Source organism: Actinomadura syzygii (assembly GCF_008085905.1).
Classification (GTDB): Bacteria; Actinomycetota; Actinomycetes; order Streptosporangiales; family Streptosporangiaceae; genus Spirillospora; species Spirillospora syzygii.
In genome coordinates this window covers 59,426-79,228 of sequence record NZ_VSFF01000006.1, presented here as the reverse complement: position 1 = coordinate 79,228, position 19,803 = coordinate 59,426, and the positions used below count along the sequence as shown (strand labels likewise).

Here is a 19,803-nt window from a genome sequence, read left to right as displayed (position 1 = left end):
GACATGAACCCCATGTTGCTGACCTGCGCTCTTGTCGGTCCGTGGGTCTGGCTCCATGCCACGAAAAGGTGAAAATGCCAGGTCAGAGGCCTGGCACCTGAACATGAGATGTGTCCGAGGTCGGAGTAACCCCCGAGTTCCGGCGCAAGGTGCTGGATCTGGTGAAGGCTGGGCGGCCGGTCCGGCAGGTCGCCGCCGATCTGGACCTACCCAGCCAGTCTCTCTACGTGTGGCTGCGCCAAGACCGCATCGGACTCCGGCCTGGAGCCCGGGTTAACCGCGACCGACCGGGCCGAGTTGGTCGCGGCGCGGTGCCGGATCGCTGAACTGGAGACTGAGTTGGCCATCGCCCGTCGGCCATCGAGCTGCTTAGTGCGCAGATTTTCGTCGTTCACACGACGAAACCGCAGCTCAACAGCCAGCACCCTAAAGTCAGGTAAGGTGACGGAGTGGTCATGCGGGTGGCGGTTCCCGTGCTGCCGTGCCGAGATGTGCAGGCAGCGCGGTCGTACTTCACGGACGTGCTCGGATTCGACACCATATTCACCTGGGAGACCCCACCTAGCTACGCGGCCGTGATCCGCGACACCGCCGAGTTCCACCTGTACGCCGAAAGCAGCGTCGGCCCGGCCAGGGTGACGGTTGTCGTCGACGACGTCGATTCCTGCCACGACGAGCTGCGCGCCCGCGGCGCCGACATCGTCGAGCCACTGGCTGACCGGCCCTACGGGATGCGCGACTTCAACGTACGGACACCCGATGGGCACTTGTTGATCTTTAGCCAGCCGCTTACCGAGTACGGGTGACCATCAGCGGACCAGCCGGAAGAATGACCGGACCTCGTCGACGAACAACGCCGGCCGCTCGAACGCCGCGAAGTGGCCGCCCTTGCCGGGCTCGTTCCAGTACCGGATGTTCGGGAACCGGCGCTCCGCCCACCGCCGAGACGGGCGCTGCAGCTCCTTGGGGAAGACCGAACAGCCGGTGGGTACGGTCACCGGCGCGCCGGCCGACCCGGAGATCTATTCGTTGACCTGCCGGAGGCTTTCCCAGTACAGCCGGGCGGATGAGGCACCGGTGCCGGGCAGCCAGTAGAGCATCAGGTTGTCGAGCAGCTCATCCCGGGTAATATCCCGATGCAGGTCGCCACCGGAGTCGGTCCACGACCAGAACTTCTCGACGATCCAGGCGCAGAGGGCGGCCGGCGAGTCGACCAGCCCGTAGCCGACCGTCTGCGGCCGGGTCGACTGCTGCGCCGAGTATCCGGAGCCCCATTCGTCCGCCTCCCGCAGTGTCGCGAGCGCCGCCCGCTCGGCACCGGTGAGGTCGTCCAACGTGGCCGGATCGGGCGGTGCGAGCGGCGGCATGAGATGGATGCCGGCGACCCGATCGGGTTGCCGTTGACCGACGCTCGTGGCGATGCTGGTGCCCCAGTCGCTGCCCTGGGCGCCGAACCGCCGGTAGCCCAGCCGGGCCATCAGCTCGCACCACGCGTCGGATATCCGCTCGATCCCCCACCCCGGCGCGGCCGGCTTGTCGCTGAAGCCGTAACCGGGAAGCGATGGGCAGACCCCTAGAACCGGCCGCTTAGTGCGCAGATTTTCGCCGTTCACACGACGAAACCGCAGCTCAACAGCCAGCACCCTACCCAAGATCAGCGATCTTGAGCCAAGTCAGGTGCCGTCTGCGAGTAAGGCACCGCCCTTTTCAAGGGTCGATGTCCGCAACACGACAGGGCGGATGGCGAAATCTATGCGCCTCTCCCCGGCCCTCCATGCACGCTAAGACGCTCGCCTGTGCCGCGATACTGGGGCTTCGCCGATGGTGGGCTGACCGTCTTCGGACCTGGCGGACCTTGCTGGAAAAAGGTGCCCAGCCTCGGAGCGCCGCGCCTAGTTTTCGGGGATCTCACGTCGGCGCATGGAATCGTCCGATGCTCTAGTACGGTGCCGCCTGCCAATTCCTCATCATCCTGCTGCAGGAACACGGTGGCCCCGGGCAGCCATTATGGCGAAATGGCGCGCTGCGTAGCGGAATACCGGTTGGCTGGGTCAGCCCCAATGGTTACTGTCGTCGTGGCTAGCGGTGATGTAGGAGGCGGCGGAGACCACGGCGAGGATGGTGGCGGCGCACCACAGCGGGGCCGCCACGGCGACCTCGCGGATGAGGACGGCGCCGATCGCCGCGCCCAGCAGGAGGGTGGCGACCGACAGGGTCCGGCGCACGATGCGTTCCTTGGGCTCGTCGCGGTCGGCGACCAGTGCGGTGATCGTGGTGGTGACCACGACGGTCCGGAAGTCGGGCACCTCCAGCCGCCGGATGATCGCGTACTGCCAGCCCATCGAGGAGGCCAGGATGGCGATCGTCACCAGCCTGCCGGGCTTGTCGGTGTGCCCCAGTGCCGACACCAGCAGGGCGGCGACGAGGATGGCGAAGGTCTGGACGGCGGTGGCCGCGCCGAGCAGCCGCCCGCGGTGGGTGATCTTGTTGAAGGCCAGATGCCCGCCGACGGCGGCGCCGGCGCAGAAGCAGAGGGTCGACAGGGTGGTCGGCTGGATCTCGCCCGTCTGCCCTTTGGTGGCCAACCCCAGGCCGAGAAAGATGATATTTCCCGTCATATTGGCGACGAAGACATTGCCGAGTTCCAGATAGCTGACCGAGTCCACCAATCCGGTCATGACCGTGAGGAGGACGAGCAAGGGCGGCAGTGGTCCATGATCGCGCGGTTCGGGCACCCGCGCATTCTCGCAGGTGGGCGGGCGCGGGGCTGCGAAGCAGTGCGGTGCGCGCGGCGCGGATAGCGGCTATGGGGATAGGGCGGTGATGAAGGAGGCGGGTCTTGCGTCGAGTTCCGGTAATTGACGCGACCCGCCTGCCTCGAAGAAAACGCTGAATCGGCTATCCGGTCATGTATTGGTCATGGCGGGAAGCTCGTTCGAACGGACGGACTCCCTGTCCAGGACCCGGGCCGCGAGCGCGCCGAAGACGAGGCCGAGGACCGTCCAGACGACCGCCTGCGTACCGAGTGAGGCGAGCCTGAACCTCCACAGCACGGCGGCCGGGAAGTCGGCGGGTACCTCGTTGACGGTGGGCAGTGCCAGATAGGCGACGCCGACCAGGACGGCGAAGACCGCCCCACCGGTCACGACGGCGTTCCACCCGCCGAGCCGGGCGGCCAGCCGGCGGCCGGTCTGCGCCGCGACGACCGCCGCGACGACGCTGATGGCGATCATCGCCAGATACAGGGCCGTCCGGTCGCCGACGGTATCCTCCTCGCCGACCGCCGGGGGGTTCGCCGGGTACTTCAGGAAGGGCGCGAGGCCCACGACGACGAAGCCGCCCCCCGCGACCAGGGCCGCGGTCGGGCGGGCGGTGAGGGCGCCGAGGCGTCCGTGGAACCCGGCGAAGACCAGCGCGAAGATGCCGCCGATCGCGACGCCGAAGAGGGTGAGCGCGACCGACAGCCCGAGCGTCTCCTGCACGCCGCGGGAGACGACCACCTCGGCCGCGTCATGGACGTGCCCGCCCGTGACGGCCGCGTGTTCGTGCCCGCCCTCGGCGGCGTGCCCCTCTTCGAAGCCGATGGCGTCGCGGATCTGCGGTTCGCCGATGAACCAGGCGAACACGGTGGCGACGATCCCGCCGGCGAGCCCGGCCAGCATGCCGCGGACAAGCAGTGCGCGGATCATGGTGCGCCTCTCCGGGACGTCAGTGGCAGGGCGATCCGAGCAGGTGCCGGCCGTCGTGCATGAACTCATGGATCCCGGTCCCCCCGAACAGCGACACCGCGCCCTGCTCGGCTCCGACGAAGTAGAGGATCACGAGCCCGAGGACCGCGGCGAAGACCGCCCACGGCACGATCTCCCGCAGCGGCAGGCGCGCGGGGACGGGACGGCTCGGGGCGACGGGCGCTGCGGGGTTGGCCATGGATTTCCCTCCTTCATGTGTCGGGCCGTGATCCCGGAATATCCGATCACTGCCATTCCGGGGCGGCCGACCTCTCTCCAAAGGGAAAGGTAACACGGTGCCAAGATGAAGTCACCGGCCAACGATGTTTCGGTCAAGTTGCTCCATGGATCGATGTGCTGCTGGAATGCAATTTCCCGATCTTGACTTGTGATCAGGATGTTCCGCCATGTCTATTGATCGCGGAAGCAGGCGATGTGAAAGGAGCGCGGGGCCGGAGATCCGTCCGGGGCGAACGTGCGCACCCGGAGCTCGTTCTGCTGGTCGCCCAGGCCCACCGTGATCAGGCCAGGTTCCACGGGTTCGCTCTCGGCGCTGCCGATCGTGCCGGCGAAGTTCGTCTTGGCGTCACCGCCGAAAAGCGGCACTCCCCAGGTGACGATGTACTCGTTGGTGCCGTCGAAGGCGCAGCCTTCGACCAGATATCCGCGCACGACGCCGCCCTTCGCGTCGATGACACAGGCCAGCCTCTTCTCGAAATCAGCCACGGTTCACTCCCTTTCGCGGGCGTGGCGCCCTCGTGCGCCACGCCCGCGTCGTGCCCTCCGGTTACGCCCATAACCACCATCGGGGCTTTACCGAATTCACCTCCGCGTGACCCTCGCGGAAGCGGACGCCCCTTCCCCGGGGCGAAGCGGCACCGGCGTGTCAGTGGCCGTGCCTCGGCGGTTTGAAGGCGTACAGATCGATCGTGGCGGGCGGTTCGGCCATGCCGGGCCCGCCGGCGTTCGCCCACGCGGTGATGTCGTCCACGGCCCCCGTGTCGAGGACGTGGCCGATCCAGGTCGTCCGTCCGCCGGCGGCCCGCCCCGCGGCGGAGGGGTTGATCACGATGATGTTGGCGTGGGTGCACGGCCCGAGGCAGTCGGTGTAGCGGACGCGGACGTCATGGGCCAGCTGGCGGCGGAGCCGCCGTTCCAGGACGTCGTGGTCGATGCCGGGGTTCCGCCGGTCGGTGCCGCAGCAGCAGCCGCGGCACACGGTGACCGTGCACCTGGGCTGGGGCGCCCGCGCGGCCGGCGGACCGCCGGTCCGCGCGCTCACCTCGCCGCCCGTGCCGGCGGCCGCCGCGTGTCGCCCTTCTGGCACATGCGTCTGCAATTGCAACCCCCGGGAAAGTGTCGTTGCTCCAGAAATGCCGTTTCGGTGGTCGACTCGCCGCGGTCCCGCCGCGACCGCGAACCGTCCCGGGCGAGACGTACCTCGTTCCCGACAATGATCACTCAGAGGGATGTTATTGCAGGTCAAACTTGCTTTGCCGAAAGTTGCGATGGTCCTCCGGTTTCGGTGGGCCCCCCGGGTTAGAACCTCGGGCGTCCGGTGTTCTCCACCCGAAAGGAGACTCACGACGATGCAGTACGCCACGCTGATGGAGCGAGTTCGGCACCTGGCGCCGGAAGAGCGGAATGTGCTGGACTCGCCGTACCAGATACCGAACGAGTTGTACGCGGCCCTCCGCTCGGTGCTGCACGATGTCGGTGGTCAGCCCGACGCTCCCACTCCCTACCTCGAAAAGGGTGAGGAGGACTGGGAGATGAACACTTATCTCACCTGCGAATGCCTCGGCTGGCGCGGGGCCTGGAACTCCGAGATGCGGCGGCGCGCGGAGAACGACCTGGGGGCCACGATGTACTTCGGGCTTCCCTATTACGCGCGGTGGATCACCGTCGCCGCCAAGACGCTGGTGGACAAGGGCCTCATCACCACCGACGAACTCGGCCAGAAGATCGATGAGATCCGGGCCCGACTGGAGGCGAGGGACTGATGGCCAATCCCAGGTTCTCGATCGGCGACGAGGTCACGGTCCGCGACGAGACCACGCTCTTCCACACCCGGACTCAGAAGTTCGCCCGCGGGCGTACCGGGGTCGTCGTCGAGCACCGTCCCGAGTGGGTGATCCCCGAGGACGAGGCGTTCGATCGCATGGAGACCGGCCGCAAGGAGCCGTTCTACGTCGTCCGGTTCAAGCAGACCGAACTCTGGCCGGGCTACACCGGCCAGTCCATCGACACGCTCGAATCCGAGTTCTCGGAGCGCTGGCTGGTCCCGGCGTAGCGGAGGGGAAGAAATGACTTCGATGCACGACGGACACGACGGGCACAACACGTTCCCGGTGTCCTCGAAGGTCAGCGAGTTCGAGATCCTCGAGCTCGCGGTCCGCGAGCTGGCCATCGAGAAGGGCATCTTCTCGGCCGAGGACCACCGCCGGTTCGCCGAGTGGGCGGACGGCGTCGGTCCGCACGGCGGGTCCAAGCTCGTGGCCAAGGCGTGGTCGGACCCGGCCTTCAAGGAGAAGCTCCTCACCAAGGGGACCGAGGCGTGCAAGGAGGTGGGCATCGACTGGCTGCAGCCGACCGGGACCGGGACGCCCAGCGACTACACGTTCTTCTACGTCCTGGAGAACACGCCGAAGGTGCACAACGTGATCGTGTGCACGCTGTGCTCCTGCTACCCGCGTCCTGTCCTCGGCATGTCGCCGGACTGGTACCGGACGCCCGCCTACCGCCGCCGCATGGTGAACCGGCCTCGCGAGGTGCTCGCGGAGTTCGGCCTGCACCTGCCCGACGACGTCGAGGTCCGGGTGCACGACTCCAACCAGAAGTCGCGGTTCATGGTCATGCCGATGCGGCCGGACGGCACCGAGGGGTGGAGCGAGCAGGAGCTCGCGGAGATCGTCACCCGGGACACCATGATCGGTGTCGCGCTGCCCGATCCGAAGGTCCGGGTTCCGGTGCCCGCGGGGGAGGTGCACCAGTGACGGAGGCGCGGAGGTACGGAGTGCTCCACGAGACGCTCGACGACATCGGGGAACGCACCGACGTCTCGCTCCGCTGCATCGAGCACGAGCCCGAGGTCTGGGAGTCGCGGATGCAGGTGACGTGCGAGTGCCTGTCCGAAGGCGGTGCGCTGGACAACCTGGAGCGCCGTCATCTGGAGGACCGGCTCGGGGAGACCGTTTATGCGCGTTTTCCCGTCCAGACGCGGTCGGCGCTGACGGTCGCGCACACGCTCATGGACCGGGGTTTCTTCGACGAGGAGGAACTGCGCTCCAAGATGGACCAGGTCCGCGAGAAGATGACGGTGGACTGACGGCCCGAACCGCTCCCGCACGGTCCCAGGCAAGGCGATCATGAGGCCTCGACGCTCATGACGATGGATCGCCTTGCCTGGGCGTGTCTCGGCGCGGAGACCGGAGCGGCCCGCCTTCGGCGGCGAAGAACGCTCGCAGATCGGCGCTCTTCAGCCGGTACCGCGGCAGTGCCGGGAGTTCGCGGCGAACCGAGCGGGACACCTCTGGACCCGCCGCCTCACCGCACAGGTCGACGAAGGCTCGCAGGGTCCGCTCGCCGAACCAGCGGCCCGCTAACGCGGCTTCGACCTCCCGTGCCGGGTCGGGCGGGAGGATTCGCGCGTCGACGAGGTGGTCGAGGAACGCCCTGAGATCGACGAGGGCCTCGCTGAGCGGCCGGTAGTCGGGGCCGGGGCCGTGCAGCACCGCCACTTCGTCGTCGGGGGGCATGTCCTCGACGAATCGGCGGTAGACCGTCCCGAATCCCTTCATCCCGTGGTCGCGCAGTTCCGCCGCGCGGATCGCGCCCATGGACGCAAGGCCCCATACCGTCCAGCCGGCGGCGAGGGCGGCGAGGATCTCGCGGTGGCCGACGGCGAGGACGTCGCCGAAACGGCCGTCCACGACGACGATCTCCCCGGGCGGGCCGGACGACGCCGCCAGCAGGGCGGCCACGTCGCCGCGCCGGGCGGGAGGACGGATCGTCGTCTCCGGCGGATCGAGGAGGCTCCGCGGGACGCCGTGCCCGGTCGGCCCCAGGAACACGTACGTACTCACGAGGCCGCCACCCGTCCGGCGGCCGCGGCGAGGCGGGGGCCGACGCGGCGGGTCGCCTGCGTGAAATGCTCGGCGAACGGGACGCTCACGCGCACCACCGCGAAGGGCCGAGCCAGCGGCGGATAGCGGTACAGCCCGACGCGCTCGAAGCCATGGCTCCGGCAGCGGGCGAGCAGATCGTCGAGCATGGCGCGCGGGGCGGCCGGTTCGGAGGTGGGAATGTCATCGAAGAGCGCCGTCTCGTCGGCTCGCGCGAATCCGGAGACCAGTTCGGTGCGGTAGCGCTCCCTCCCGCCCACGCTGAGAGAGCTGATGAACGCGGCCGTCTCGTCCAGGTCGTCCCGGGCGCCCTGGATGAAGGTCAGACGCGACTGGGCGGCCTCGCTCAGCGCGCGGACGGCGGCGATCACCGCCACCGGGTGGAATCCGTACCCGCCGTTGCAGGCCAGCGGAGACGCCAGGTCGTCGTCGGCGATCAGGCACGAGAAGCAGGCGCCGAGCGGGCTCGGGATCCAGCGCAGCCAGACCCGCAGGCCCGCCGCGCGGATCCGCCCGGCCATCTCCGCCGGGCCGGGCGGCAGCTTCTCCTCCTTCACCAGGACCGACGACGGGCGCAATGTCTCGAACGAGAGCGCGTCGCGTTCCAGAACCTCGCACAGCCCATGCAGGGCCGCCTCGTCGACGTCGTTTCCGGACGCCAATCCGGTCGTGGTGGACCCCCAGAATCCGGCGTACAAATCGTCCGGGCAGGGGAGGAATGCCAATTCCGCCGGAACCGGTATTTCGGTCCCGGAATTCAGCTCCTCGGACCTGACCCACGCGATCTCGTGATCGACGTCGAGTTCCCGCCCCAGTACCGGGCACAGGCTTCCCAGAGTGGGACCGCCCTCCGCCACGACAGCGCGCGGGGTCGCCCATCGGAGATCGCCCCGCTCGGCCGCCGCCGACGCCGACCTCTCCGCGACCGCCTGCTCGACGGCCTCCATCAGCGCGCCCGCGCGAGATTCGTCGGCCGTGCCGCCCTTGCCCGCGGTGACGATGACCGCGGCGGCGTCCGGCCTGGTCGCCGCATGGACCGGGATGCCGATCCGGTCAAGCCAGGTGGTCTCGGCGCAGCGCGTGACACCCAGCCTCCGGGCCACCGGCCACGCGCGGCGCGCTGTCACCGCGGCCAGGACCGTGCGAACGCTACTACCGTGCACGCGCACCGGCACCGCCCTTCACCCTCGTCCCAGCGAACCATTCATTCGGTCCCGCACAAAGGGCCGGGGAATTCATTGCCGCCGGACGCCCGCACGGGAGTGCCGTCGATCTTGAGGATGCTTCGGAGTCTCTAGCGAAACATGCGCACACCCTCATCACAAGACCGTCTCGTTGATCGACTTAGGTGCCTTCTCCTAACCTGTGCCATCTGATAAGGAAATGTTACCCTGCATACGCGTACCAACAGCCGTGCCCGCTCTTGCACATATAGGCGTAGGTGATCGCGGACGCGGAAGACCACTGTGGAACAGGAGTGTCATGCACGGTTCACAGGAAACCCGCCTCACCGCCAGTTCCGAGGCACGGCCCGGCGCACGGCCCGGCGACGTCTCCGGTATCGCGCTCAGCGAGAGCACCGTGTCCTACCTCGACACGCGTCTCGCCCAAGGGCTCGTCACGCCTGCGGCGGCCCACGACCACTCCACCGTGAACGACCCCGGCGCGGCGAAGTAGCGACCCCTCCGCCCCACGATGTCCCGCCCCGGTGTCGGGATGGCTTGGGGCGGGCTCACCTTTCGGTGAAGTGGGCGTCCGTCCCGTGAGCCTTGTCCTCGTCGGTCACGCGCATCCGGGTGAAACGGCGGACGACGGTGCCGATGATCTAGATGGCGGTGAATCCGTAGGCGCCGACGGCCGGGACGCCGACGGCCTGCTCGCCGAGGACGGCGGCCGAGCCGCCGTAGAAGAGGTCCGGAGCGGATTCTCATCGGACTGCCTTGGAGGATGTCTCGGTGGGAGCCCGGTTAGCGGTGGTATCCACTTTCCCTTGGCCACCCTCGCGGCGGGCGCTGCCTGATTCGGCGTCATCCGGCTGGCACGGTCGCGGGCCCGGAACGGGCCGCCGAGCCAACATCGAGCCAACACGGGAACGAACCGGGGCAGATCCAGCGGTGGGCATACCGGGCATCATCCCTGTTTGCCCTGGTCAGGGGTGGTGGGTTGCGTGGGACTCGAACCCACAACCTACGGATTAAAAGTCCGGAGCTCTGCCAATTGAGCTAGCAACCCTCAAACTCGTGGATCTACCTGCGGCTTCTTGGTCCGATCTTGATCGTACCCGGCGTGCGTGGGTGCCACAGCTTAGGATTCCGGCCCCTTGGGGCTGCCACGAGTGTAGAGGGCGGTCCTGGCTTACCGCATCCCTGTATCTGGGCGGGGTTGTCGGCTGTGGGAGCGCCGCCATGACGGCTGGGGCGGGGCTGGTGGTTGGTGGGGCGTCGGTGGGGTGGGTCGTGGCTGGTGCGCTTGGGGTCAGGGGGCTTCGGTCAGGTGGATGGGGAGGTGTTTTAGGCCGTTTTGGAAGTTGGAGGCCAGGCGGACGGGTGGGGCGGTGCGGGTGATGTCGTGGGGGAGGAGTTCGGTGAAGATGGCGCGCATCTGGGTGCGGGCCAGGTGGGCGCCCAGGCAGAAGTGGGGGCCGAAGCCGAAGCTGACGTGGTCGTTGGGGGTGCGGGTGATGTCGAAGCGGTCGGGGTCGGGGAAGACCGTCTCGTCGCGGTTGGCGGAGGCGTGGTAGACGACGACCTTGTCTCCGGCGCGGATGTCGTGGCCGCCGAGGGTGAGGTCGGTGGTGGCGGTGCGGCGGAAGTCCATGACGGGCGGCCAGTAGCGGAGCATCTCCTCGACCGCGGATGGGAGCAGGGACGGGTCGGCGCGGAGCCGGGCGAGTTCGGACGGGTGGTCGAGGAGCGTGAGGAGCCCGCCGGGGATGCCGTTGCGGAGGGTCTCGTTCCCGGCGACGGCGAAGAGGAAGAACATGTTCTCGAACTCGTGCGTGGTCAGGCCGCCGTCCAGCATCCGGGACATGATGTCGCCGGACGGGTACTTCCGTTTCTCGGCGGCCAGCGCGTGGGCGTAGGCGAACATGTCGGCGAGGGCGGTGTAGGAGCGCGGGTTGATGGGGCGTCCGTCCGGGTGGGTGGACGTGGTTGGACGGTGGAGGGTCGCCTCGCGCGCGATGGGGCTCATGGACGCGGTGTCGGCGGTGGAGAGTCCGGCGTGTTCGTCGTCCTGGTAGCCGATGACGCGGGACGCCCAGTCGTACAGCAGGCGGCGGTCGGAGTCGGGGACGCCCATGATGTGGGCCAGCGTCCAGACGGGGAGGTCGGCGGCGAGTTCGACGAAGTCGGTGTCCTCGCCGAGGGCGGACGCGATCAGGGAGCGGGCCCGGTCCTTGATGGTGTCTTCCAGGGCGCGGACGGCGCGCGGGGTGAACGCGGCGGCGACGATGCGGCGCAGGCGGGAATGGTCGGGCGGGTCCTGGTTGAGCATCATCGCGCGGACGAACGCCAGGTCCTCGGGCGTGTCGGGGTCGCGGATCTGGGTGGCGCCGAGGTTGGAGGAGAAGAGGTCGGGGGAGCGCAGCACGTGCTTGACGTCGGCGTGCCGGAACACCGCCCAGTAGCCGGGTCCGGCGGGCCACGGGCCGACGGCCGGTTCGGGCACCCGGGCGACCGGGGACTCGGCGCGCAGCTTCCGGAACGTTCCGTACGGGACGCCGGAGGCGTAGGTCGTCGGCAGGAAGATCTCCTCGTGCATGCCCTCAGCGTGCATCATGTCGGGTGTGACGGTGAAGCCCGAAGAAATCCTGCGTGCCAACTTCGCGCCCTGGGTCCTGGACCTGGGCCTGGTCGTCGAGGAGGTGGGGGACGGGACGGCGGTCCTGCGGCTGCCGTGGTCGGACCGGCTCGCCAGGGAGGGCGGCGCGATGTCCGGACAGGCGCTGATGGCGGCGGCGGACACCGCCGTCGTGATCGCCGTGTCGGGGGCGAAGGGCGGGTTCGTGCCGATGACGACCGTCCAGCTCAACACCTCGTTCCAGCGGCCGGTGGTCGGCCGCGACGTGATGGTGAACGTCGAGGTCACGAAGCTCGGCCGGACGCTGGCGTTCGCGGAGATCGACCTGACCGTGGACGGCGTGACGACGGTCGCGCACGCCAGCGCCGTCTACGCGATCATCGGTTGACATGAGGCGCACCGAGAGGGTCGCCGTCCAGGACGGCGAGTTCAGTCTGTACGTGTGGAGTTCCGGGGCGGGCGGGCCGGGGATCCTGCTCGTCCAGGAGATCTTCGGGGTCGGCGACTACATGGAGGCCGTCGCGGAGGACCTGGTCGCGCTCGGATACGTCGTGGGCGCGCCCGACATGTTCTGGCGGATCGAGCCGGAATGGTCGACCGCGCACACCGAGGAGGCGCTCCCGAAGGGGGTGTCGATGGCCTCCCAGTTCGACTGGGAGAAAGGCGTCCAGGACGCGGCGGCCGCGCTTGCGGTCCTGAAGGGGCTGCCAGAGGTCGGCAAGGTCGGTGTGCTCGGCTTCTGCTTCGGCGGGACGCTCGCGTATCTGCTGGCCGCCGATGCCGACATCGATTCCCTGGTGTCGTTCTACGGGTCGGGGGTGCCGGGCGCGCTCGACCGGCTGGACGACATCCGGGCTCCGGCGCAATTCCATTTCGGCGGCGACGACGCCTATATCCCGCGCGAGGACGTCGCGGCGGTGGAACGCGCGGTCGCCGGACGGGACGGCATGGAGATCCACGTCCAGGAGGACGGCGGGCACGCCTTCCACAACCGCAAGGGGCCGATGTTCTACCAGCCGGGCCCTGCCGAACGCGCGTGGCGGCTCACCGAGGAATTCCTCGCCCGAACACTCTCGTAGCCTCCGTAAGGGGGCACAGACAGTAGACCCGGCAGTGCTCTGACCAGGGCGTGGGTGAACGCTATTGGGGTGGGGCGGTGTCCAGGGTGAGCTGGGCGAGTTCCTTGCGCGACGAAATGCCGAGCTTCGGATACGCCTTGTAGAGGTGGTATTCGACCGTCCGGGGACTGAGGAAGAGTTGCGCGGCTATCTCGCGGCTGTTTGTGCCCGTGGCGGCGAGCCGGACGACCTGGAGTTCCTGCGGGGTGAGGCGGGCGAGGAGGTCGGGGGCCGTCGGCACGGAAGGGCCCGACTCGCCGGTGGCGCGCAGTTCGGCGCGTGCGCGTTCCAGCCAGGGGGCGGCCCGGAGCCGCTCGAAGGTCTCCTTCGCCGAACGGAGCGGGACGCGCGCCTCCGACCGCCGCCGCGCCCGGCGCAGCCATTCGCCATAAAGCAGCTCGGTGCGGGCTTTCTCGAACGGCCGCGTCGACTCCTCATGCAGGCGGACGGCCCGTTCGTAGAGTTCCCCGCTGTCGGAGAGCAGGGCCTCGCAATGCAGTGCGACGGCGAGCGCCCACGGCTGACGTGCCGCCTCGGCCCACGCGCGGAACCGTTCATGGGCTTCGTGCGCGCGGTCGTCCTGCCCGAGGCGCACCGCCGCCTCGACCTGGTCGGCGGCGGCCATCATGCTGCCGGTGCCGTGCCTGCGAGGGCCGGACGCCATTCTTTCGAGCCGCCGTAGCGCGTCGTCGAAGCGGCCGAGGCCGAGGTCGAGGAGCGCCAGCGAGCACTCCGCGAGCTCACCTCGCGGCGCCCCGGCCAGCAGCTCGCGCAGCCGTGACTCGTCGCCCTCGATCGCTGCGACGCGCGCGAGGACGGCGCCGAGCCCTGCCGCGCGGTGCGGCAGGCCGGTGTCGCGGGCGAGCGCGACCGCCTCGGCGACCGTGGCCTCCGCGTCGGCGTGCAGGCCCATCGCGATCTGCGCCTCGGCCAGCGTCCGCAGGACGTTCGGGAGCGCGCCGACGAGGCCGTGCCGCCGATGGTGCGCGACCTCGGCCGCCGCCAGTTCCAGCGCCGCCTCGTCCGCCCCGATGACGAGCGCGAGTTGCGCCCCGCGAAGCCGCCCCCCGCCATCGAACCCGGCCTCCTTCTCATCCGCGACGGGTTCTCCCGCGCCCGGCGGCTCGTCGTTGACGCATTCGGCGGGTGGCGGGGTGTTGGGTGCGTGCAGGGGGCCCTCCGGGGTGGTGGTGCGGGTCTCGGTCACCAGTTGGGCCAGGAGAGGGATTCCGGTGGCGTGGTCGCCGGAGGCCAAGAGGGACAGGCCGCGGATGGTGCGGTCGTCCGGGAGCAGTTCGGCGGCGCGCAGGACGGCGGGCAGCTCGCCGGACGTCCAGCCGTAGACGGCGCCGGTGCGCAGCATCGCGGCGCGTTCGGCGGGGGACGCGTTCGCCGCGTGGTCGACCATCATGCGGGACGCGGCGCGCGGGTCGCCGCGCTCGTGCTCGACCGTGGCGTGGACGCGGGCCAGCCGCGCCCACGCGGCCGGGTCGTCGGTGAGCTTCTCCGCCTGGGCGGCGAGCTCCTCGGCCTCGTCGAGGCGTCCCGCGCGCAGGATCAGGGCGGCGGCGGCGCTGAGGCGTCCGGCGCGGGCGTGCGGGGCGGGCGTGAGGTCGGCGGCCTGCCGGTAGAGCGCCGCCGCCGTCGCGTAGCCCATGCGCGTGCGGGCGCGCTCCGCCGCGCGCTGGACGTCGGCGGCGGCGTCCTCGTCCGGGGCGAGGACGGCCGCCGCGCGGTGCCGGGCCCGGCAGTTGTCGTCGTCGGCGGTGTCGGCCAGCGCCTCGTGCACGGCGATGCGGCGCGCCGCCACGGCGCCGTGGTAGGCGGCCGCTCTGATCAGCGGGTGGCGGAACGCGATGCTGCGCCCGCTGATCTCCACCAGCCTTGCGCGTTCGGCGGCCTCCAGGTCGGCGAGGCCGACCCCGAGGGCGCGCGCCGCGTTCAGCAGCGTCGGCATGTGCCCGCGTCCCTCCGCCGCCGCGATCAGCAGCATCAGCCGGGCGTTCTCCGGCAGCCCGGCGATCTGGGCGCGGAACGAGGCGAGCACCCGGTCGGCGACGGGGAGCGGGTTCGGGCCGAGCGGCGCGAGCGGGTTCGGGTCGAACGGCGCGCCGGATCCGGCGGAGCCCAGCTCCTCCAGGGCGAGCGGGTTGCCGTCCGCCTCCTGGAGCACCCGGGCGCGGACGTCCGGGGCCAGCTCGCGCGCCGCCAGGACCCGTTCGGCGTCGTCGCGGTCGAGCCGGTCGAGTCGCAGCTCGGGCAGGCCGGTGCCGGTGAACGCGTCGTCCCGCGTGGCGAACAGCATCACGACGCCCTCGGCCGCCAGCCGCCGGGCCGCGAAGAGCAGAGCCTCGGCGGTCGGGGCGTCGAGCCACTGCGCGTCGTCCACGAGGCAGAGGACGGGGCCGCCGTCTTCGGCGAGGTCGGCGAGCAGGGTCAGCACGGCGAGGCCGGTCATGAACCGGTCCCGGACGGGCGCATCGTCCGCCGCGCCGCCGAACGCCAGGCGGAGGGCCGCGGCCTGCGGGGACGGGAGCGCGTCCAGCCGGTCCCGGACGGGCCACAGCAACTGGTTGAGCCCGGCGAACGCGATCCCCGACTCGGCTTCGTTGCCGGTGACCCGCATGACGTGCGGAGGGCCGTCCGCCGGGAGGAGCGCGGCCGCCTCGGCGAGGACGGCCGACTTGCCGATGCCCGCCTCGCCGCGCAGGACGAGCGCCGCGCTGCGCCGGCGGTCGCGTGCCTCGGCGAGCAGTCGGGAGATGCGCGCCTGTTCGTCGTTCCGCCCGTAAAGCACGAATCCAAACTACGGGCCCGATTACTGAAACCGCACGGATTCGCTCCGTAGCGGACGGCTCGTACGTTCTTGACCGGCGGAAACCATTGAGGAGGACGTTATGGAAGAACTGTTCGAGCCGCTGTCGACCAGAAAGTTGGAACTGCCCAACCGGTTGGTGATGGCGCCGATGACGCGCAGCCGGGCCGACGACGGCGGAAAGGTGACCGGACTGACCGTCGAGTACTACCGGCAGCGCGCGTCCGCCGGACTGATCGTCTCGGAGGCCACGCAGCCGAGCGTCCGGGGCCAGGGCTACGTCTGGACGCCGGGCCTGCACACCGACGACCAGGTGAAGGCGTGGCGCTCGGTGACCGACGCCGTGCACGCCGAAGGCGGACGGATCTTCGTCCAGCTGATGCACGCCGGACGGGTCGGGCATCCCGTCCTGTACCCGGACGGCGGGCTGCCGGTCGCGCCGTCGCCGATCGCGTCGGGCGGCCGGATCTCCACCCCGGACGGCATGCTCGACCACCCCGTGCCGCGCGAGCTGACGCCGGACGAGATCGCGGAGACCGTCCAGGACTTCGCGGACGCGGCGCGCAACGCGATCGAGGCGGGATTCGACGGAGTGGAACTGCACGGCGCGAACGGCTACCTGATCCAGCAGTTCCTCGCCGACGGCAGCAACCACCGGAGCGACGCCTACGGCGGGACGATCGAGAACCGCATCCGGTTCGCCGTCGAGACCGCCCGCGCGGTCGCCGACGCGATCGGCGGGGCCCGCCTCGGCTTCCGCGTGTCGCCCGGCGGCGGCAACGAGAACGGCGTCTTCGAGAGCGACACCAACGAGCTGTACTCGGCGCTGCTCGCGTCGCTGGCCCCGCTCGATCTCGCCTATCTGCACGTTCTGGAGGTCGGAGATCGGGCGACGATCCGCCACGTCCGCGCCGAGTGGCCGGGCACGCTGATCCTCAACCCGCATCCGACGCGCGAGGCGTTCCCGTCGAGGCCGGAGCACGGAGCCGAGGCGCTGCGCGAGGGCGTGGCCGACGCGGTCGCGTTCGGCGAACTGTGGCTCGCCAACCCGGACCTGCCCGCCCGCATCCGCGCCGGAGGCCCCTACAACAAGGCCGACTCCGCGACGTTCTACGGCGGCGACCACAACGGCTACACCGATTACCCCGTACTCAAGTAAGCCGTTCGAGACCCATACAGCCCGAATCCGAACACGAGGACGGGGGTGGCGAGGCCCCGCGGGGTGCGGGGGTGGCGGGGCCTCGCCGGGTCGAGCGGGCCCGGTTACAGTCCGGGACGGACACCGCCGTTGAAGTTGCGCTTGTAGTAGCTGGTCAGCTTGATCTTCTTGACCCGCTTGCCCGAACTCGGGGCGTGGATCATGTAGCCGTGGCCGGCGTAGATGCCGACGTGCGTCCGGCCGCTGTAGAAGAACAGCAGGTCGCCCTTGACCGCGCCCTTCCAGGAGACCTTCTTCTTGACCGACCGGTACATCTGCTGGCTGGTGCGGGGCAGTTTCACCCCGGCCTTGCGCCAGGAGGCGCCGACGAGACCCGAGCAGTCCCACGAGCCGGGACCCGAGCCGCCGTAGCGGTAGGGGTCGCCGATCTGCTTCGCGGCGTAGTTCACCGCGTAGGTCGCCTTCTTCTTCTGCTTGGCGGCCTTGGACGTGGAGGTCGTCGCCGCGACCGGTGCGGTCGCGATGGTGGCCCGCTGCGGCGGGGCCGCCTGGGCCGGGCTCGCCGGACCGGCGGCGAGGAGCGACGCTCCGAGCGCGGCGGTCGCGGTGAGCGCGAGGCCACCGGTGGTGATTCCGGTCTTCAGGGGAATTCGAGGGGTATGCAGAATGACTCCAGACCTCGCGGGCGATGCCAACCGGGCAGCCGTCACCCCCGAGGACTTCGTCAAGGGGGGATAGTGCCGCGACCGCGCGATTCCACAGCGTTATGAGGAATCCGGCGGCGCTTCCGGCTCCGCGCCTCTCGGCGGCACGGATTCGGCGTCCGACGGCGGCGTCCGGGGGGACTGCTCGCGGGGTTCGCGCCGGCCGATCGAGGATGGCCGTGCGCGCCTCAGCCGCACGTCGGGATGCGTGTTCTGTTATCTGGGCGGCCTGCTGAGCCGCTTGAACCGAGCAGGAACGTACGCAGAACGCGACGAGCATGGCAAATCCCCCAGGCCATTTCGGCAGCGGCGGGCGGCGGCGCCGGGCCGGCCGCCCCCACCGCTGCCTGCGCGGATTCCGATCCAATTCCGGGAAATGTGAACTAAGTCACGAATCCAGAAAGAAGATCGGTTCCATCGTCGGCCGCGCCGTCCGGGCGCGGAAGTGGAACGGCGTTCTGTGGAAAACTCGAACCGCGCCCACAAGTGTTGTGGGGTACATCACAGATAGAGAAATATGGCCAATATCGGCATTCTTGCCACTGTTAGTGCCGCGTCGGCGACAGTGAGTGGAGCGGTCCCGCCTCGGCGCGTCGGCCGTCCGGCCCGCATTGGCCACATGGGGCCGCGCCGCCCGCGCCGGGGTGTGCGCGGGGCGGCGGACGGCGGCTGGGTAGCATCTCCCCCGAACCACATTCGGTCTCTCACGTAAGGTGCTGCCATGGACTTGAACGGAGTTTCCGCCGTCGTATCCGGCGGCGCGAGCGGCCTCGGTGAGGCCACCGTCCGCGCGCTCGCCGCCGAAGGCGCCAAGGTCGTCGTCGCCGACCTCAACGAGGACAAGGGCAAGGCCGTCGCCGACGAGGTCGGCGGCGTCTTCGTCAAGACGGACGTCTCGAACGAGGAGCAGGTGCAGGCCGCCGTGCAGGCCGCCGTCGACACCGGCGCACCGCTGCGCGTCGTCGTCAACAGCGCCGGCATCGGCTGGGCGTCCCGCACCGTGAACCGCGACGGCTCCCCGCACGACCTCGCCTCGTACGAGACCGTCATCCGGATCAACCTGATCGGCACCTTCAACCTGATGCGGATCGGCGCCGCCGCCATCGCGAAGACCGAGCCCGCGGACGCCGACGGCGCCCGCGGCGTCGTGATCAACACCGCGTCCGTCGCCGGGATCGAGGGCCAGACCGGGCAGATCGCCTACTCCGCGTCCAAGGGCGGGATCATCGGCATGACGCTGCCCGCCGCGCGCGACCTCGCGGCCATCGGCGTCCGGGTGAACACGATCTGCCCCGGCATCATCGACACCCCGATCTACGGCCAGGGCGAGGCGGCCGAGGAGTTCAAGGCGAAGCTCGCCGCGCCCGTCCCCTTCCCGAAGCGGATGGGGCGCGCGTCGGAGTTCGCGCACCTCGTCAAGTCCCTGATCGAGAACGACTACATGAACGGCGAGACCATCCGCTTCGACGGCGGTATCCGCTTCCAGCCGAAGTGAGGCCCTGAATGTCCGACGCTGTTCTGACCGAGGAACGCGATGGCGTCCTCATCATCACCATCAACCGTCCAGAGTCGCGCAACGCGATCAACGGCGCGGCCGGGCACGGCATCGCCGCCGCCGTCGACGAACTGGACGCCCGAAAGGACCTCTCCGTCGGCATCCTGACCGGCGCGGGCGGCACGTTCAGCTCCGGCATGGACCTCAAGGCGTTCCTCGCGGGGGAGAGCCCCGTCGTCGAGGGACGCGGGCTCGGCGGCATCACCGAGCGCGCCCCGGCCAAGCCGCTGATCGCCGCGATCGAGGGCTACGCGCTCGCGGGCGGCTGCGAGCTGGCGCTCGCCTGCGACATGATCGTCGCGTCCCGGGACGCGCAGTTCGGCCTGCCCGAGCCGAAGCGCGGACTGGTCGCGGCGGGCGGCGGCCTGCTGCGGCTGCCGCGCCGCATCCCGTTCCACATCGCCATGGAGATCGCCCTCACCGGCGACCGGTACCCGGCGGAGCGGATGGCCGAGCTCGGCTTCGTCAACCGGGTGACCGAGCCGGGCGGCGCGCTCGACGCCGCGCGGGAGCTGGCCGCGCGGATGGCCGAGAACGCCCCCCTGGCGCTCGCGGCGACCAAGCGGGTCATCCTGGAGTCCGCGGACTGGACCGCCGACGAGATGTGGCAGAAGCAGCAGGAGATCACGCTGCCCGTCTTCACGTCCAAGGACGCGCAGGAGGGCCCGGCCGCCTTCGCCCAGAAGCGCAAGCCGAACTGGTCGGGCGAGTAACCGCCCCGCCAACGCCACGAGGACGCCCGGAACGAACCCGTTCCGGGCGTCCTGCCGTTACAGGGGACGCCGGGTGGTCTGTTGGG

24 protein-coding genes and 1 tRNA gene are annotated in these 19,803 nt (G+C 70.0%); 12 read left to right on the top strand and 13 right to left on the bottom strand.

The window, feature by feature from the left end:
• The first annotated feature begins 110 nt into the window (after nucleotides 1-110).
• Together FXF65_RS46225 and FXF65_RS15800 are read left to right on the top strand one after the other, a co-directional pair.
• Nucleotides 111-326 (top strand): transposase, encoded by a 216-nt coding sequence (locus FXF65_RS46225; RefSeq protein ID WP_222868584.1) that lies wholly within the window; start codon nucleotides 111-113, stop codon nucleotides 324-326.
• A gap of 129 nt (nucleotides 327-455) precedes the next feature.
• Nucleotides 456-806 carry a VOC family protein gene (locus FXF65_RS15800; protein ID WP_246198873.1) on the top strand — a complete coding sequence of 117 codons (351 nt, stop codon included), beginning with the start codon at nucleotides 456-458 and terminating at the stop codon, nucleotides 804-806.
• 3 nt (nucleotides 807-809) lie between these two features.
• On the opposite strand, the gene FXF65_RS44665 is transcribed toward FXF65_RS15800, so the two are convergent.
• The 7 genes from FXF65_RS44665 to FXF65_RS15770 all read right to left on the bottom strand — a co-directional run bounded on the left by FXF65_RS44665 (nucleotide 810) and on the right by FXF65_RS15770 (nucleotide 5,010).
• Nucleotides 810-998: a hypothetical protein gene (locus FXF65_RS44665; RefSeq protein ID WP_222868583.1), complete on the bottom strand. Its 189-nt coding sequence runs from the start codon at nucleotides 996-998 to the stop codon at nucleotides 810-812.
• A gap of 24 nt (nucleotides 999-1,022) precedes the next feature.
• Nucleotides 1,023-1,643: an alpha/beta fold hydrolase gene (locus FXF65_RS15795; protein WP_222868582.1), complete on the bottom strand. Its 621-nt coding sequence runs from the start codon at nucleotides 1,641-1,643 to the stop codon at nucleotides 1,023-1,025.
• Nucleotides 1,644-2,051: 408 nt separating this feature from the next.
• Entirely contained in the window at nucleotides 2,052-2,735 is a 684-nt protein-coding gene (locus FXF65_RS15790) for a YoaK family protein (RefSeq protein ID WP_187412320.1), read from the bottom strand.
• Nucleotides 2,736-2,906: 171 nt separating this feature from the next.
• A complete protein-coding gene (locus FXF65_RS15785) occupies nucleotides 2,907-3,689 on the bottom strand; it encodes a CbtA family protein (protein WP_148350718.1) in 783 nt (260 codons plus the stop codon).
• A gap of 19 nt (nucleotides 3,690-3,708) precedes the next feature.
• On the bottom strand, nucleotides 3,709-3,927 hold the full coding sequence (locus FXF65_RS15780) for a CbtB domain-containing protein (RefSeq protein WP_148350717.1): 219 nt from the start codon (nucleotides 3,925-3,927) through the stop codon (nucleotides 3,709-3,711).
• Between the two features lie 212 nt (nucleotides 3,928-4,139).
• Complete coding sequence (locus tag FXF65_RS15775) at nucleotides 4,140-4,454, bottom strand: hypothetical protein (RefSeq protein ID WP_148350716.1); 315 nt, start codon at nucleotides 4,452-4,454, stop codon at nucleotides 4,140-4,142.
• 160 nt (nucleotides 4,455-4,614) lie between these two features.
• Nucleotides 4,615-5,010: a (2Fe-2S) ferredoxin domain-containing protein gene (locus tag FXF65_RS15770; protein ID WP_148350715.1), complete on the bottom strand. Its 396-nt coding sequence runs from the start codon at nucleotides 5,008-5,010 to the stop codon at nucleotides 4,615-4,617.
• A gap of 307 nt (nucleotides 5,011-5,317) precedes the next feature.
• On the opposite strand from FXF65_RS15770, the gene FXF65_RS45875 reads away from it, so the two are divergent.
• Genes FXF65_RS45875 through FXF65_RS15750 form a run of 4 tightly spaced genes read left to right on the top strand, consistent with a single transcriptional unit; the run spans nucleotide 5,318 to nucleotide 7,056 of the window.
• Entirely contained in the window at nucleotides 5,318-5,731 is a 414-nt protein-coding gene (locus tag FXF65_RS45875; RefSeq protein ID WP_148350714.1) for an SH3-like domain-containing protein, read from the top strand.
• Nucleotides 5,731-6,021: an SH3-like domain-containing protein gene (locus FXF65_RS45870; RefSeq protein ID WP_148350713.1), complete on the top strand. Its 291-nt coding sequence runs from the start codon at nucleotides 5,731-5,733 to the stop codon at nucleotides 6,019-6,021. Before FXF65_RS45875 ends, FXF65_RS45870 begins: the two co-directional genes overlap by 1 nt.
• 13 nt (nucleotides 6,022-6,034) lie before the next feature.
• Nucleotides 6,035-6,724: a thiocyanate hydrolase subunit gamma gene (gene scnC, locus FXF65_RS15755; protein WP_246198721.1), complete on the top strand. Its 690-nt coding sequence runs from the start codon at nucleotides 6,035-6,037 to the stop codon at nucleotides 6,722-6,724.
• Nucleotides 6,721-7,056 (top strand): ScnB, encoded by a 336-nt coding sequence (locus FXF65_RS15750; protein ID WP_148350712.1) that lies wholly within the window; start codon nucleotides 6,721-6,723, stop codon nucleotides 7,054-7,056. Before scnC ends, FXF65_RS15750 begins: the two co-directional genes overlap by 4 nt.
• Before the next feature lie 55 nt (nucleotides 7,057-7,111).
• Here the strand turns inward: FXF65_RS15750 and FXF65_RS15745 are convergent, their stop codons facing one another.
• Both FXF65_RS15745 and FXF65_RS15740 read right to left on the bottom strand, forming a co-directional pair.
• Complete coding sequence (locus FXF65_RS15745; protein WP_187412319.1) at nucleotides 7,112-7,813, bottom strand: TfuA-like protein; 702 nt, start codon at nucleotides 7,811-7,813, stop codon at nucleotides 7,112-7,114.
• Entirely contained in the window at nucleotides 7,810-8,979 is a 1,170-nt protein-coding gene (locus FXF65_RS15740; RefSeq protein WP_187412318.1) for a YcaO-like family protein, read from the bottom strand. Before FXF65_RS15740 ends, FXF65_RS15745 begins: the two co-directional genes overlap by 4 nt.
• A gap of 355 nt (nucleotides 8,980-9,334) precedes the next feature.
• Between FXF65_RS15740 and FXF65_RS15735 the strand changes: the two genes are divergently transcribed.
• The gene (locus FXF65_RS15735; protein ID WP_148350709.1) at nucleotides 9,335-9,529 is read left to right on the top strand and encodes a hypothetical protein; all 195 of its coding nucleotides are present in this window, start codon (nucleotides 9,335-9,337) and stop codon (nucleotides 9,527-9,529) included.
• 479 nt (nucleotides 9,530-10,008) lie between these two features.
• Here the strand turns inward: FXF65_RS15735 and FXF65_RS15730 are convergent.
• Nucleotides 10,009-10,084: transfer RNA gene (locus FXF65_RS15730), tRNA-Lys, on the bottom strand.
• A gap of 243 nt (nucleotides 10,085-10,327) precedes the next feature.
• A complete protein-coding gene (locus FXF65_RS15725) occupies nucleotides 10,328-11,614 on the bottom strand; it encodes a cytochrome P450 (protein ID WP_148350708.1) in 1,287 nt (428 codons plus the stop codon).
• 25 nt (nucleotides 11,615-11,639) lie between these two features.
• Here FXF65_RS15725 and FXF65_RS15720 point away from each other — a divergent pair, with 25 nt between their 5' ends.
• Together FXF65_RS15720 and FXF65_RS15715 are read left to right on the top strand one after the other, a co-directional pair.
• The gene (locus FXF65_RS15720; protein ID WP_222868581.1) at nucleotides 11,640-12,041 is read left to right on the top strand and encodes a PaaI family thioesterase; all 402 of its coding nucleotides are present in this window, start codon (nucleotides 11,640-11,642) and stop codon (nucleotides 12,039-12,041) included.
• A gap of 1 nt (nucleotide 12,042) precedes the next feature.
• Nucleotides 12,043-12,732, top strand: coding sequence for a dienelactone hydrolase family protein (locus FXF65_RS15715; protein ID WP_148350706.1), 690 nt, complete (start codon nucleotides 12,043-12,045; stop codon nucleotides 12,730-12,732).
• A gap of 61 nt (nucleotides 12,733-12,793) precedes the next feature.
• Here FXF65_RS15715 and FXF65_RS15710 read toward each other — a convergent pair whose 3' ends face one another.
• Complete coding sequence (locus tag FXF65_RS15710) at nucleotides 12,794-15,568, bottom strand: helix-turn-helix transcriptional regulator (RefSeq protein ID WP_148350705.1); 2,775 nt, start codon at nucleotides 15,566-15,568, stop codon at nucleotides 12,794-12,796.
• Between the two features lie 100 nt (nucleotides 15,569-15,668).
• On the opposite strand from FXF65_RS15710, the gene FXF65_RS15705 reads away from it, so the two are divergent.
• Nucleotides 15,669-16,745, top strand: a complete 1,077-nt coding sequence (locus FXF65_RS15705; protein WP_148350704.1) for an alkene reductase — start codon at nucleotides 15,669-15,671, stop codon at nucleotides 16,743-16,745.
• A 104-nt stretch (nucleotides 16,746-16,849) separates the two neighbouring features.
• On the opposite strand, the gene FXF65_RS15700 is transcribed toward FXF65_RS15705, so the two are convergent.
• Entirely contained in the window at nucleotides 16,850-17,473 is a 624-nt protein-coding gene (locus FXF65_RS15700) for a C40 family peptidase (RefSeq protein WP_246198719.1), read from the bottom strand.
• Between the two features lie 697 nt (nucleotides 17,474-18,170).
• Between FXF65_RS15700 and FXF65_RS15695 the strand changes: the two genes are divergently transcribed.
• Complete coding sequence (locus FXF65_RS15695) at nucleotides 18,171-18,944, top strand: SDR family NAD(P)-dependent oxidoreductase (RefSeq protein WP_148350703.1); 774 nt, start codon at nucleotides 18,171-18,173, stop codon at nucleotides 18,942-18,944.
• A gap of 8 nt (nucleotides 18,945-18,952) precedes the next feature.
• Complete coding sequence (locus FXF65_RS15690; RefSeq protein ID WP_148350702.1) at nucleotides 18,953-19,717, top strand: crotonase/enoyl-CoA hydratase family protein; 765 nt, start codon at nucleotides 18,953-18,955, stop codon at nucleotides 19,715-19,717.
• Nucleotides 19,718-19,803: the final 86 nt, after the last annotated feature.

Excerpts from the sequence above, each read along its gene's own strand:
- FXF65_RS15800 (WP_246198873.1), top strand. The coding sequence starts at position 456 with ATGCGGGTGGCGGTTCCCGTGCTGCCGTGCCGAGATGTGCAGGCAGCG.
- FXF65_RS15785 (WP_148350718.1), bottom strand. The coding sequence starts at position 3,689 with ATGATCCGCGCACTGCTTGTCCGCGGCATGCTGGCCGGGCTCGCCGGC.
- FXF65_RS15780 (WP_148350717.1), bottom strand. The coding sequence starts at position 3,927 with ATGGCCAACCCCGCAGCGCCCGTCGCCCCGAGCCGTCCCGTCCCCGCG.
- FXF65_RS45875 (WP_148350714.1), top strand. The coding sequence starts at position 5,318 with ATGCAGTACGCCACGCTGATGGAGCGAGTTCGGCACCTGGCGCCGGAA.
- FXF65_RS45870 (WP_148350713.1), top strand. The coding sequence starts at position 5,731 with ATGGCCAATCCCAGGTTCTCGATCGGCGACGAGGTCACGGTCCGCGAC.
- scnC (WP_246198721.1), top strand. The coding sequence starts at position 6,035 with ATGACTTCGATGCACGACGGACACGACGGGCACAACACGTTCCCGGTG.
- FXF65_RS15735 (WP_148350709.1), top strand. The coding sequence starts at position 9,335 with ATGCACGGTTCACAGGAAACCCGCCTCACCGCCAGTTCCGAGGCACGG.
- FXF65_RS15725 (WP_148350708.1), bottom strand. The coding sequence starts at position 11,614 with ATGCACGAGGAGATCTTCCTGCCGACGACCTACGCCTCCGGCGTCCCG.
- FXF65_RS15715 (WP_148350706.1), top strand. The coding sequence starts at position 12,043 with ATGAGGCGCACCGAGAGGGTCGCCGTCCAGGACGGCGAGTTCAGTCTG.
- FXF65_RS15705 (WP_148350704.1), top strand. The coding sequence starts at position 15,669 with ATGGAAGAACTGTTCGAGCCGCTGTCGACCAGAAAGTTGGAACTGCCC.
- FXF65_RS15695 (WP_148350703.1), top strand. The coding sequence starts at position 18,171 with ATGGACTTGAACGGAGTTTCCGCCGTCGTATCCGGCGGCGCGAGCGGC.
- FXF65_RS15690 (WP_148350702.1), top strand. The coding sequence starts at position 18,953 with ATGTCCGACGCTGTTCTGACCGAGGAACGCGATGGCGTCCTCATCATC.